Source organism: Halorubrum sp. ARQ200, assembly GCF_005435115.1.
GTDB classification, from domain to species: domain Archaea; phylum Halobacteriota; class Halobacteria; order Halobacteriales; family Haloferacaceae; genus Halorubrum; species Halorubrum tropicale.
Genome location: NZ_SGTZ01000003.1, coordinates 256,676 through 268,855, shown reverse-complemented (window position 1 = coordinate 268,855; position 12,180 = coordinate 256,676). Strand labels below are relative to the sequence as shown.

Below are 12,180 nucleotides of genomic sequence, written 5' to 3'. Positions count from 1 at the left end.
GAACGTCGAATGCGTGCGCGCCGGCGAGACGGCGCGGAGCGCTTCTGCGGCGTGCGGATGAGGACGGACTACTCGCGTCCTCGCAGCCACGTCGCGACCCGCCCGAGGCGAGACGCGAGCGCGGCGAGCGGTCGCTGCCCGTCGCTCCCGGTCGATTCGGTGGGCGTCGGCTCGGTCGATTCGGTGGGCGTCCGCTGCGCCGCGACGATCGACTCGTAGGTGTCGATCACCTGCTGGCGCTGCCGCTCCTTCGACGCGATTTCCGCTTCGAGCGCCGCTACCTCCGCTTCGAGCGCCGCCACCTCGTCCGCGAGCCGCTCGACTCGGTCCGCCGGCGGGTCGCGCTCGGCCGCGCGGGCGCCGTCGCGGCCGGGTCGGTCCGGAACGGGCCGCTCGTCGTCGGTCGAGCGGTCGTCCGCGGACGCGGCCGGTCGGGGCGGGGGGCCGTCGATCGAGTCCACCGCCTCGACGTCGATACCACCGGGATCGAGGGATCCGGACGCTGAGGGCATCATCCGTGGGAAGCGTGGGTACGCGTACCATACTGAAAAATCTCAGTCAGCCGCGAGTCGGACGCGCCGCTTGCGCGGGGGTCAGTACCTCTCGCGACCGTCTGCGGAGATCCGCCCTTCGAGGCGCTCCGAGCGTCCGTCGGCGCCGTCGTCCGCCCCTCCCGCCGGGCGGACCGCGAACCCGAGGCCCTCGTAGAACCCCCGCAGCTCGGCGTCGAACGTCGCGGTGACGGCCGCGACAGCGGGGTCCGACGCCCCCCGGTCGAGCGCGGCCGCGACGAGCGCGGCGCCGATCCCTTCCCCTCGGCGCGCCCGCCTGACCGCGACGGCGTCGACGTGGAGTCGGTCCGGGTCGGGTCGCACGGCGACCAGCGCGCCGACGACGCCGTCGGTCCGCGCGGAGCGAGCGACGAGCGCGTCGCCCGCGTCGATCCGACTGTCGACGGTCGCCGCGTCGGTCGAGAGCATCGCGGCGTCGAGGACCCGGAGGACGTCGAGGCGGTCGCCGGGCGTCGCCCGCTCGACGGTCACGTCCGCGGGCAGATCGGGGCGAGATCCCTCGGCGGTCACGGCGGGCCTCTCGCGCCCGTTCCGCCCTTGATAAGCCGCAGGACCCGCACCTCCGCGGCGTCGACGACGCGGTCGCCCGGGACCGGCGAGCCGTCGACCAGCGCGGACGCCTCCTGCGGGTGGTAGCCCGCCGCGCGGATCAGGTCGTCGTACGTCGCGTCGGCGGCGAGGCTGTACTCGTCGGTCCCCTCGCCGACGACCTCGACGGTCACGTCCATGTGCGCGGTAGCGGGCGCGGCGGCGTCAATCGCACGGTTTCGGCGGCTCGGCTCAGTCGCCGGCCGGCTCGCGGACGTTCCACGTGTAGAGGAACCACGCGACCGCGGCGCCGACGGCGACCGCCACCAGCGCGCCGGGCCGCGGGATAGCACCGGTCCACGCGTCGACGACGAGGAGGCCCGTCGCGGCCGCGGCGACGACCAGCACGCGCGCCGCGTCGCGCGCGAGTTCGGCCTCGCGCTCGGGCGGCAGGTCGCCGTCGTAGCCGGCTATCAGGTCGGCCGCGTCGCCGCGGCGGATCGCCCACGCGAGAAGGAGACAGAATCCGCTGACGTGGCCGACCAGGACGGTTTCGACGATCGCCATGGCGCGTTGTCGGTCGCGTCGACCGCGGCTCAGCCGTCCAGCTCCTCGCGGAGCAGGCCGTTCACCTGGCCGGGGTCGGCGCTGCCGCCGGTCGCCTGCATCACCTGGCCGACGAGGAAGTTGATCGCGCCCTCGTCGCCGTCGTGGTAGTCGGCGACCGCGTCGGGGTTCTCGTCGACGGCGGCCGCGACCGCGGCCTCGACCTCGCCGCTCTCGGCCTTGCCGAGGTCCTCGCGCTCGATGATCGTCTCGGGGTCGTCGCCCTCGTCGAGCATCTCGCGGAGGACGGTCTCCTCGGCGTTCTTCACGGTCAATTCGTCGGCGGCGACGAGCTCGATCAGGCGCGTGAACTCGTCGAGACGGTCCTCGACGTCCGTGATCTGCATCTCGCGGTAGTTGAGCTCGCCGAGTAGGTTGTCGGCGACCCACGTCGCCGCGAGGTCGGGGTCGAACTCGCTGGCCACGTCCTCGAAGAAGTCCGCGACCGCCTTCGTGGAGGTGAGCTTCGAGGCCGCCTCGCGGTCGAGCCCGTACTCGTCCCGGAAGCGCTCGCGGCGGGCGTCGGGCAGCTCCGGGATCGCGATCTGCTCTTTCCAGTCCGCCACCTCCAGCGCGGGGAGGTCGCCCTCGCGGAAGTAGCGGTAGTCCTTCTCGGCCTCCTTCGAGCGCATCCCGACGGTGACGCCGCGGTCCTCGTCCCAGTGGCGGGTCTCCTGTTCGATCTCGCGGCCGCGGCGGAGGACGTTCTCCTGGCGGGTGACCTCGTAGGCGAGCGCCTGCTCCGCGCCCTTGTGGCTGGAGATGTTCTTCACCTCGGCGCGGTTCACCTCGTCGAGCGCGTCCCCGTCGATCGTCCCGTCCTCGGCGACGTGGTCGGCGGGGACTAAGGAGACGTTGGCGTCGACGCGCAGGCTCCCGTCGCGGCCGGGGTCGAACACGCCGAGGTACTCCAGCACCTCCTCCAGCTTGGCGAGGAACGCCCGCGTCTCGGCCGGCGAGCGGAAGTCCGGCTCCGTGACGATCTCCATCAAGGGGGTGCCCGCGCGGTTGTAGTTGACGAGGGTGTGGCTCGCCGACTCGATGGAGCCGCCGGCGTGCTGGAGGCTGCCGGGGTCCTCTTCGAGGTGCGCGCGGGTGATCCCGATGGTCCGCGGGTCGCCGTCGACGCGGACCTCCAGTTCGCCCTCGGCGCAGATCGGCGCGTCGTACTGCGTGAGCTGGAAGTTCTTCGGGAGGTCGGGGTAGTAGTAGTTCTTCCGGTGGAACGTGGTCGTCTCGGGGATGTCGGCGTCGATCGCCTTCCCGACCTTCACGGCGGCCTCGACGGCGGCCTCGTTGAGGACGGGGAGCGCGCCCGGCAGCCCGAGGCAGGTCGGGCAGGTGCGCGTGTTCGGCGCCTCGTCCTCGGCGGGCTCCGTCGAGCAGCCGCAGAAGATCTTCGTGTCGGTCTCGAGCTGGACGTGGACCTCCAGCCCGATCACGACTGTCCGGTCCGCCGTCGCGGCCTGCGTGCTCATTACCGGAGCGTTGTGAGCGGGCCGCCTAAATCGTGTCGGGACCGTCGCCGCCGACGCCGACCGGTCGGCCGCGGTCAGGACGCGGCGAGGCACCGCCGCTATCGATTCCGAAAACGGGGAGGGAACGATTATGAGGGGGACGTTCGTAGCAGAGCCGATGACCGACGCGACGAGCCGGGAGGGCACCGAGCCGAACGGGGTCGGCGAGCCGGCCGTCCCTCCGGTCCGGCGACGAGAGGCGAGAGGACCGCGGCCGGGATGACGGCCGCAGACAGCCCCCGCCGCGGACGACCGCGACGCACGCCCGCGACAGATGCCTGGTGAGTCGACGCTCCATCTCGGAGAGCCGGTCGACGCCGCGTGGGGGACCCTCCCGGAGGGGACTCGGACGGTCCCGCACGGCGACCGGGAGAGCGACGGCGACGGCGTCGGGTGCCCGGACGCGGTGATCGTCCGGCTGCGCGACGGCGCGGCGGGCGAGCGCGGCCGCGCCGTGCGTGACCGGCTGCGGGCGGTCCGCGACCGCTACCCCGACGCGACGACGCTCGCGTACACCGTCGAAGACGACCCTGACGCGGCGATCGACGCGGGCCGGCTCGGGGTCGAGTACGCCTCCGGGCGCCGGCTGGCGGCCGACGCCGAGACGCTCGCGGACCGCCTCGACGCCGGGCGGGAGGACCGACGACCCGACGACACGCCGCGTCGGGAGCGCGAGGCCGCCCTCGAACCGTTCATTCGGATCGTCTCGGACCGGACGACCGACCTCGACGAGAAGCTCGACGAGCTGTTGGCGCTGGGACGCGACCGGCTCGGCCTCTCAATCGGCTACTCCTCGCGGGTCGAGGGCGACCGGATCGAACTCCGGCAGTACAGCGACGGGACCGGGACGGTGGCGTCGCTCGCCGAGGGCGCGCTCGACGACGACGGGACGCTGCCGCTGGACCTGACCTACTGTAAGCGGACGGTCCGGAGCGACGACGTGGTCGCGTTCACCGACCCCGAGGCGGCGGGCCTCGGCGACGACCCGGCCTACGAGGCGTTCGGCTTCGGCAGCTACGTCGGCGGCCGGGTCGTCGTCGACGACGAGACGTTCGGGACGCTCTGTTTCCTCGACCCGGAGCGACGCGGCCGGCCGTTCGACGAGAGCGAGCGGCTGTTCGTCGAGCTGCTCGCCGACTGGTTGGGGCGGGCGCTCGAACGGCGAGTCGCCCGCGAGGAGCGCGAGGCGGCCGTCGACCGATTCGAGGAGACGCTCGAACGGGTCGACGACGCCTTCTTCGCGCTCGACGACGACTGGCGGTTCACCTACGTCAACGAGCGGGCCGCGGCGCTGTTAGAGCGCGACCCCGACGAGCTGCTCGGCGCCGACGTCTGGGCGGAGTTCCCGGCGGCGATCGGCGAGGAGTACGAGACGAACTACCGGCGGGCGATGGAGACGCAGGAGTCCGTCTCCTTCGAGAGCTACTACGAGCCGCTGGACCTGTGGACGGAAGTGACCGCGTACCCCTCGCCCGACGGGCTCTCCGTGTTCTTCGCGGACGTCACGGAGCGAAAGCGCCGCGAGCGGATCCTCGAACGGCTCCTCGGCACCGTGGAGGGTATCCAGCGGGCCGACGGCAGGGAGGCCGTCGCCGACCGGCTGGTCGAGGCCGCCGACGAGGTGTTGGGGTACGAGATCAGCGGCGTACGGCTGTACGACGCCGACGCGAACCGGCTCCGGCTGGTCGCGACGAGCGACGGGGTCGGCGACCGGTTCGCCGACAGCCGCGGGCCGCGCCGCCCCGGCGAGGGGTTCACCGGCGGGGTGTTCGAATCGGGCGACCCGCGGGTCATGGACGACATCGAGGCGCTCGGCGACGGGCGGTCGTACCACGGGATGCGCTCCGTCGCGGCGGTCCCGCTCGGCGATCACGGTGTGGTCGTCGTCGGCGCCGTCGAACCGAGCGCCTTCGGCGAGGACGACGTCGCCGTCCTCGAACTGCTGGCGACGAACGCGGTCGCCGCGATGGACGCCGCGGACCGCCGCCGCCGGCTCCGGACCTACGAGGACGCGCTGAAGAACGTCGACGACATGGTGTGCGTGCTCGACGGCGACGGCGCCGTCACGTACGCCACCGCGCCGTTCGTCGCGTGGTTCGGGGCCGACGACCGCGACGAGGTCGTCGGGGAGCGGCTCAACGCGCTCGTCGACGCGGCCGACGCGCCGCGGGTGGCCGACGCGGTCGGGGCGCTCACCGACCCGACCGCCGACGCCGGCGGCGACCCCGCGCCGGCCCGGACGATCGAACTGACCGCCGAGCGCGACGGCGACCCGCGGCCGCGGCACGGCCAGCTGCGGCTGTCGCGGCTCTCCGACCACGGGGGCGGCGTCGTCGGGTCGCTGAGCGACACGACGGACCTCCGGCGGACGCAGACCGAGCTGTCGACGGAGCGCGACCGCTTCCGGCGGCTGTTCGACCGGATCCCCGACCCGGTGATGGAGGTCGTCTTGGAGGACGACGAGACGGTGATAGACGGGGTCAACCCCGCATTCGAGCAGCAGTTCGGCGCGGACGAGGCGTCGCTCCGCGGCCGGACGATCGGCGCGTTGGACATCCAGGACGACCGGCTGGGGGACAGCGAGCGCGACGGCGACGAGGAGGCGGACCTCGACGCGCTGGTCCGCGAGCGCGGGTTCGCGACGCGCGAGGTCCGCCGGCAGACCGTGGACGGCCCGCGGGAGTTCCTCTTCCGCGGGTTCAGCTACGAGACGGAGGGGACCCGGCGGGCGTTCGGGATTTACACGGACATCACCGACCGGAAGCGCCGCGAGCGGTACGTGCGGATCGTCAACCGGATCCTCAGGCACAACGTCCGGAACGAGCTGAACGTCGTGTTCGGCTTCGCCGGCGAGATCGCCGACCGCAGCGACGACGGGCAGGTCGGCGACTTCGCGGAGCGGATCGAGGCCACGGGCAAGCGGCTGGCGGGCGTCGCCGACGGCGCCACCACGCTCCGCCGCGTCGTGGAGGAAGGGTACGTGACCGACCCGGACGCGGTCGACGTGGCCGAGGTCGTCGACGAGGTCGCGTCGAAGCACGCGGCCGAGCGGCCCGACGCCCGGATCACCGCCGACGCGCCGGCGGGGACCGCGGTGCGCGGCGACGACCGCCTCTCAGTCGCCGTCGACCACCTCGTGGAGAACGCCGTCGAGCACGGCGGGGACGCCCCGCGCGTCGCGGTGACCGCCGAGCGCGACCCGGACGACGGGGTCGTGGCGGTGCGCGTCGCCGACGACGGCCCCGGGATCGCGGCCGCGGTCCGGGACGTGATCACCGGCGACAGCGAGGTGACGCAGCTACGACACAACACCGGCGTCGGGCTGTGGATCGTCGCCTGGGTCGTTGAGGCGTACGGCGGCGAGATCCGGTTCGGCCCCGGGCTCGACGGCGAGGGGACGACGGTGACGCTCGTGCTCCCGGCGGCGGAGCGGAGCGCTCCGGGGCTCGACGGCGGGGACGAGCGGTAGCCCTCCGCGTTCCGACCCGTTTATTGTCGGCGGCGGTCCGTCTCCGTGTATGACCGACGACCGACGACGCGAGCTGATCGCCGCGCTCACCGCGGCCGACGCCGTCCGGTTCGGCGAGTTCGAGCTGTCCCACGGCGGCACGAGCGACTACTACGTCGACAAGTACCTCTTCGAGACCGACCCGGACGCCCTGACGCTCGTCGCCGAGGCGTTCGCCGACCGGCTCGCCGAGACGGACGCGAAGCTGGCGGGCGTCGCGCTCGGCGCGGTCCCGCTGGTGGCCGTCACGGCCGCGGAGCTCGGCCGCCCGTACGTCATCGCGCGCAAGCGGGCGAAGGAGTACGGGACGGGCAACCGGATCGAGGGGCGGCTCGACGACGGCGAGGAGGTCGTCGTCATCGAGGACATCGCCACGACGGGGCAGTCCGCGGTCGACGCGGTCGAGGCGCTCCGCGAGGCGGGCGCGACCGTGGACCGCGTGCTGGTCGTTGTCGACCGCGAGGAGGGCGCCGCGGAGCTGCTCGAAGAGCACGACGCGGAGCTGGCGTCGCTGCTCACGGCGACGGAGCTGCTGGCGGAGCGGGACGCGGAGTAGCCGGGGCGCCGCGGCCCGGAGGGCGCCTCAGGCCTCCGGCGGCTCGACCGTCGGCACCGCGACGCGGTCGAGCACGTCGGCGATCACGTCGCGCTCGTCGACGTCGTTGACGGCGGCGTCGGGCGTCAACACGAGGCGGTGGGCGAGCGTCGGCTCCGCGACGCGCTTCACGTCGTCGGGCGTGACGAACTCGCGGCCGGCGACGACCGCCGCCGCGCGGGCGGTCTCGAAGAGCCGCTGGGTGCCGCGGGGGGAGACGCCGGCCTCGACGCGGCGGTCCTCGCGGGTCGCCCGCGCCAGCGCCGCCGCGTAGCGCAGCAGGTCGTCGTCGACGCGGACCGACTCGGGCACCTCCCGCAGCGCCGCCACGGCGTCGGGGTCGAGCACGCGGTCGACCGTCGGCGACTGCTCGACGCGGCCGGCCCGGCGCCGGAGCAGCTCCAGCTCGCCGTCCTCGTCCGGGTACCCGATGGAGGTCTTGATCGTGAACCGGTCGAGCTGGGCCTCCGGCAGCGGGAACGCGCCCTCGCTCTCGACCGGGTTCTGGGTGGCGATCACGTAGAACGGACTCGGCAGCTCGTGGGTCTCGCCGTCGACGGTCACCTGCCCCTCCTCCATCGCCTCCAGCAGCGCCGCCTGCGTCTTCGGCGGCGCGCGGTTGATCTCGTCGGCGAGGACGACGTTCGCGAAGATAGGTCCCGGCGAGAAGGTAAAGGAGCCGTCGCGCTCGTCGAACACGTTGGTGCCGGTGACGTCGGCGGGCAGGAGGTCGGGCGTGAACTGGATCCGGGAGAACTCCAAGCCGAGCGCGGTCGCGAACGAGCGCGCCGAGAGGGTCTTGCCGGTGCCCGGCACGTCCTCCAGGAGGACGTGGCCGCGGGCGAGGATGCCGAGCGTGACGCGGTCGAGGAACTCGCGGTCGGCGACGACGGCGCCGCCGACCTCGTCGACGACGCGGGAACAGGCGTCGGCCGCTTCGGGGACGTCCATACCGACCGCACGGGAGCCGGGCCGAAAAGCGTTGCCGGAAGCGGAGACCGCGGGGGGACAGGGGCGCCCGGAGCCCGGCACGGTCGGCGGCGATCGAGCACCGCGCCGCGGGCGCGATCGAAACGCATAACAGCGGAACCGGCCAACCGGAGAGTGAGCCGAGGTAGCCTAGCCTGGCCAAGGCGGTAGATTCGAAATCTACTGTCCATTCGGACACCGGAGTTCAAATCTCCGCCTCGGCGCTTCTCTCAGCCCGATTCGGCGAGCGACGGCGCCGTCATTTCAGAGACGAGCGGGACCGAGCGACCGCACTACGCAGTCTCAGTCGACCCCGCTACGCGATCAGCGCCGCCGCGAGGAACATCCCGCTCGCGGCGGCGGGCGGGATGGTGAGGTTGTCGTCGAGGGCGACGCCGCGGACGAGCGGCGGGAGCCCGTCCGCGACCGCGGCGGGGACCGCGCCCGCGAGCGCGACGATTACGCCCGGGTCGGGGCCGAACGCCGGGACCGCGTACGGAACGGCGATCCCGAAGCAGACGAACACCATCGCCGCGACCACGGGGATCCGCTTCGGCTCGGTCGCCGCGTTCTCGCCGAGGCCGCCGCTTATCGGGTCGCCGACCGAGAGCATCCACATCGCGGGCACGGCGAACACCGGCGCGAAGACGAGCGCGGTGCCGGCCATGCTCACCTGATACAGCGCGTAGCCCGCGACGCTGTCGGACTCGTAGTCGCGGACGAGCGCGTCGTACAGCGGGTCGAGCGGGCCGACCGACCCCGATAGTCGGAGCGTTTCGAGGACGGCCGCGACGGCGACGCTCACGAGGAGCAGCCGGCCGGTCGTGCGCCACGAGATCCAGCCCAGCAGGTACGGGACCGGGTACAGCGTACCGCTCGCGTGGACCAGCCGCCGCTCGAACTCCACGCGCTCGCGCCACGCCGCGGCCGGGAGCGTCACGCCCTCAGTTCCCCGCGGTCTCGACGTCGGTGTCGACCGCGTCGTACCGGTCCGCGACCGCGGCGAACGTCTCGCCCTCGCGCAGCGCCGTCAGCTCGGCGGCGAGGTCCGCGACGGGGATCCGGACCTGCGCCGCGGAGTCGCGCTCGCGGAGCGTGACGGTGTCGGGGCCGTCGCCCTCGATGCCGTCGCGGTCGACCGTGACGCAGAACGGCGTGCCGACCTCGTCCTGCCGACGGTAGCGCCGGCCGATCGAGCCGGAGTCGTCGTACGCGACCGCGAGCCCCGCGGCCCGCAGGTCGGCCGCGACCTCGTCGGCGAGCGCCGTGAGGCGGTCGTCGTTGGTGACGAGCGGGAAGACCGCGGCGTCCTGCGGCGCGACCTCGGGCGCCAGGGAGAGGTACGTCCGCTCCTCGCCGTCCACCTCGTCGGTCTCGTAGGCGTGCGCCAGCAGCGTCTGGACGGTGCGGCCGACGCCGAACGAGGGCTCGACGACGTGGGGCGTGATGTGCTCGCCGCTCTCGGTCACCTCCTCGACCGAGAAGTTCGCGACGTCGGCGTCGACCTCGCGCGGTTCGCCGTCCACGTCGACCGTCACCGTCTCGCCGTCGAAGGCGTCCGGGTCGCGCTCGGCGAGCGCTTCGAGCGCGTCCGCGACCGCGGCGGCGTCGCCGCCGAACTCCGGCCCCAGCACGGACATGTCGGGGTCGACCGTCGCGCGCTCGACCGTCTTCGGCTCGTCGTAGCGCTTGAAGACGGTGAACGCGTCGTCGCCGTACTCGTCGTGCTTCGAGAGGTCGTAGTCGCCGCGGTACGCGAAGCCGGCGATCTCGATCCAGTCGCCGTCGACCTCGCTCTCCGCGTCCCAGCAGTCGGCCGCGTAGTGGGCGCGCTCGCCCGCGAGGTGCTGGCGGAACCGGAACCGGTCGAGGTCGACGCCGACGCGCTCGTACCACTCCTGCGCGACGCCGAGGTAGTAGCCGACCCAGGGGGAGCCGATGACCCCCTTGTCGACCGCCTCGCCGACCGTCGTGTCGAGGTAGTCGCCGTCGTCGGCCTCCTGCTCGGTCGCGGGGTACAGCCGGACCTCCACGTCGCGGACGCGGTCGAGCGGCGGCTCGTCCTCCTCGGGGTCGATGAACTGCTCGAGCTCGGCCTGCGTGAACTCGCGGAGCCGGAGGAGCCCGCCGCGCGGCGAGATCTCGTTGCGGTAGGCGGGGCCGACCTGGGTGATGCCGAACGGGAGGTTCCCGCGGGCGTACTCCTTCAGCCGCGGGAACTCGACGAAGATCCCCTGCGCCGTCTCCGGGCGGAGGTAGCCGGGCTGGGCGTCGCCGGGACCGATGTCGGTCGCGAACATGAGGTTGAACGCCTCGACCGGCTGGCCGGCGAGCTCGGTGCCGCAGGCCGGGCAGGCGATCCCGGCGTCGGCGATCAGCTCGGCGACCTCCTCGCCGGGGAGCGCCTCGGCGTCCTCGACGTCGGTGGCGTCCTCGACGAGGTGGTCGGCGCGGTGGGACTCGCCGCACTCGGGGCACTCGACGAGCATGTCGTCGAACCCCTCCAGGTGGCCGGAGGCCTCGAAGACGGCCTCGGGCATCACCGTCGGCGCCTCGATCTCGCGGTTCCCCTCGCGGATGGTGAACCGGTCGCGCCACGCGTCCTCGACGTTCCGCTTGAGGGCGGCGCCCTGCGGCCCGAACGTGTAGAAGCCGGCGGTGCCGCCGTACGCGCCGTTCGAGCCGAAGAAGAACCCGCGTCGCTTCGCGAGTTCGGCGAGCGCGTCCGCGGCCATCTACAGCCCCTCCAGCAGGTCCACGTCCCGGACGATCCCGTCGAGGTCCGTGCCGGAGACGAGCGGGACCTGCTCGATGTCGTTGCTGATGAGCTCCTGGGCGACCTCCCGCGCCGTCCGCGTGGCGTTGACCGTGATCAGGTCCTCGGTCATGAAGTGGCGGACCGCCTCGGCCGGGATCTCGACGTTCCGGGTCGGGAGGTAGCGCGCGCCGGTTGCCTTGATCCCCTCCCAGGACCACTCGGAGTCCTCCTCGGCGATCGAGTCGCCGGTGCTGGCCTCGCCCTCGACGACGCGGGCGACCTCCAGGATGTCGACCTCGGTGAGCATCCCCGCGACCGCGGCCTCGTCGTCGAGGACGACCGCGTACGGGACCCCGGAGAGCCCGATCTCGCGCTCGGCGACCGGCAGCGGCGTGCCGGCGTGGGTCGCGTTGACGGCGCGCGTCGCGAGCTCGCCGACCTGGGTCTCCCCGTCGACCTCGCCGCGAGCGATCGCCCGCACCACGTCGGTGACGGTGAGGATGCCGACGAGCTCGTCGCCGTCGACGACGGGGAGGCGCCGCGACTCCTCCCCGGCCATCGTCCGGGCGGCCTCAACCATGTCGTCGTCGGCCCCGACGGTCGGCACCTCGCGCATCAGCAGCGCGAGCTGGTCCTCGTCCGGCTGCTCGATCAGGTCGTCGCGCGTGACGAGCCCGCGGTACACCTCGTCGCCGTCGACGTCTTTCACGACCGGCACCGAGGAGAAGCCGTGCTCCTGGATGTACTCCAACACGTCGTTGCGGCTCCCGGGGATCTCGACGACGACGAGTTCCGACCGGGGCGTCATGGCGTCTGCGACGTTCATGCCCGTCATTCAGCGTGACACCTCTTGTATACTGCGAAGGTGGGCGGAGACGGACCGCGCGGCGCGCGGGGAATGGCTGGCCCCGGGCGGAGACGCGCGGAGCCGGAATCCCCGGCGCGGAAGCCCCCGGCGCGGGAGCCCCCGGCGAGCCGATGAGAAACTCGACACGTTCGAGCACATCGTCGGCCGAGGGGCTGCGCACGGGGAGATACGTCGGCCGGCGGTCGCCGGAAACTCGGATCTAACGGGGAATTCCGGTCGGGTTCGCAACTCTTATACGTACTGTGAACTATTCACAACC

General features: G+C 73.0%; 11 protein-coding genes and 1 tRNA gene. 3 read left to right on the top strand and 9 right to left on the bottom strand.

The window, feature by feature from the left end; genetic code table 11:
• Positions 1-68: 68 nt before the first annotated feature.
• The 5 genes from EXE50_RS06770 to gatB all read right to left on the bottom strand — a co-directional run bounded on the left by EXE50_RS06770 (position 69) and on the right by gatB (position 3,184).
• On the bottom strand, positions 69-515 hold the full coding sequence (locus tag EXE50_RS06770; RefSeq protein WP_137704669.1) for a hypothetical protein: 447 nt from the start codon (positions 513-515) through the stop codon (positions 69-71).
• 78 nt (positions 516-593) lie between these two features.
• Entirely contained in the window at positions 594-1,082 is a 489-nt protein-coding gene (locus tag EXE50_RS06765; protein ID WP_137704668.1) for a GNAT family N-acetyltransferase, read from the bottom strand.
• The gene (locus tag EXE50_RS06760; protein ID WP_053771900.1) at positions 1,079-1,300 is read right to left on the bottom strand and encodes a ubiquitin-like small modifier protein 2; all 222 of its coding nucleotides are present in this window, start codon (positions 1,298-1,300) and stop codon (positions 1,079-1,081) included. Before EXE50_RS06760 ends, EXE50_RS06765 begins: the two co-directional genes overlap by 4 nt.
• A 52-nt stretch (positions 1,301-1,352) precedes the next feature.
• Positions 1,353-1,667, bottom strand: coding sequence for a hypothetical protein (locus tag EXE50_RS06755; RefSeq protein ID WP_053771901.1), 315 nt, complete (start codon positions 1,665-1,667; stop codon positions 1,353-1,355).
• Positions 1,668-1,696: 29 nt separating this feature from the next.
• On the bottom strand, positions 1,697-3,184 hold the full coding sequence (gatB, locus tag EXE50_RS06750; protein WP_137704667.1) for an Asp-tRNA(Asn)/Glu-tRNA(Gln) amidotransferase subunit GatB: 1,488 nt from the start codon (positions 3,182-3,184) through the stop codon (positions 1,697-1,699).
• A 313-nt stretch (positions 3,185-3,497) separates the two neighbouring features.
• On the opposite strand from gatB, the gene EXE50_RS06745 reads away from it, so the two are divergent.
• Together EXE50_RS06745 and pyrE are read left to right on the top strand one after the other, a co-directional pair.
• Positions 3,498-6,692, top strand: coding sequence for a PAS domain-containing protein (locus tag EXE50_RS06745; RefSeq protein WP_137704666.1), 3,195 nt, complete (start codon positions 3,498-3,500; stop codon positions 6,690-6,692).
• A gap of 49 nt (positions 6,693-6,741) precedes the next feature.
• On the top strand, positions 6,742-7,287 hold the full coding sequence (gene pyrE, locus EXE50_RS06740; RefSeq protein WP_053771904.1) for an orotate phosphoribosyltransferase: 546 nt from the start codon (positions 6,742-6,744) through the stop codon (positions 7,285-7,287).
• Positions 7,288-7,314: 27 nt separating this feature from the next.
• Here pyrE and EXE50_RS06735 read toward each other — a convergent pair whose 3' ends face one another.
• Positions 7,315-8,277: a MoxR family ATPase gene (locus EXE50_RS06735; protein ID WP_053771905.1), complete on the bottom strand. Its 963-nt coding sequence runs from the start codon at positions 8,275-8,277 to the stop codon at positions 7,315-7,317.
• A gap of 157 nt (positions 8,278-8,434) precedes the next feature.
• Here EXE50_RS06735 and EXE50_RS06730 point away from each other — a divergent pair.
• A tRNA-Ser gene (locus tag EXE50_RS06730) sits at positions 8,435-8,519 on the top strand.
• Between the two features lie 92 nt (positions 8,520-8,611).
• Here the strand turns inward: EXE50_RS06730 and EXE50_RS06725 are convergent.
• From EXE50_RS06725 to EXE50_RS06715, 3 genes are read right to left on the bottom strand one after another with little or no spacing between them, the layout of a single operon-like run.
• On the bottom strand, positions 8,612-9,235 hold the full coding sequence (locus EXE50_RS06725; protein WP_053771906.1) for a dolichol kinase: 624 nt from the start codon (positions 9,233-9,235) through the stop codon (positions 8,612-8,614).
• 4 nt (positions 9,236-9,239) lie between these two features.
• Complete coding sequence (glyS, locus tag EXE50_RS06720) at positions 9,240-11,030, bottom strand: glycine--tRNA ligase (RefSeq protein ID WP_053771907.1); 1,791 nt, start codon at positions 11,028-11,030, stop codon at positions 9,240-9,242.
• Positions 11,031-11,879, bottom strand: a complete 849-nt coding sequence (locus EXE50_RS06715) for a CBS domain-containing protein (protein ID WP_053771908.1) — start codon at positions 11,877-11,879, stop codon at positions 11,031-11,033. It abuts the gene before it with no gap.
• Positions 11,880-12,180 lie beyond the last annotated feature (301 nt).

Excerpts from the sequence above, each read along its gene's own strand:
- EXE50_RS06770 (WP_137704669.1), bottom strand. The coding sequence starts at position 515 with ATGATGCCCTCAGCGTCCGGATCCCTCGATCCCGGTGGTATCGACGTC.
- EXE50_RS06760 (WP_053771900.1), bottom strand. The coding sequence starts at position 1,300 with ATGGACGTGACCGTCGAGGTCGTCGGCGAGGGGACCGACGAGTACAGC.
- EXE50_RS06755 (WP_053771901.1), bottom strand. The coding sequence starts at position 1,667 with ATGGCGATCGTCGAAACCGTCCTGGTCGGCCACGTCAGCGGATTCTGT.
- gatB (WP_137704667.1), bottom strand. The coding sequence starts at position 3,184 with ATGAGCACGCAGGCCGCGACGGCGGACCGGACAGTCGTGATCGGGCTG.
- EXE50_RS06745 (WP_137704666.1), top strand. The coding sequence starts at position 3,498 with ATGCCTGGTGAGTCGACGCTCCATCTCGGAGAGCCGGTCGACGCCGCG.
- pyrE (WP_053771904.1), top strand. The coding sequence starts at position 6,742 with ATGACCGACGACCGACGACGCGAGCTGATCGCCGCGCTCACCGCGGCC.
- EXE50_RS06735 (WP_053771905.1), bottom strand. The coding sequence starts at position 8,277 with ATGGACGTCCCCGAAGCGGCCGACGCCTGTTCCCGCGTCGTCGACGAG.
- glyS (WP_053771907.1), bottom strand. The coding sequence starts at position 11,030 with ATGGCCGCGGACGCGCTCGCCGAACTCGCGAAGCGACGCGGGTTCTTC.
- EXE50_RS06715 (WP_053771908.1), bottom strand. The coding sequence starts at position 11,879 with ATGAACGTCGCAGACGCCATGACGCCCCGGTCGGAACTCGTCGTCGTC.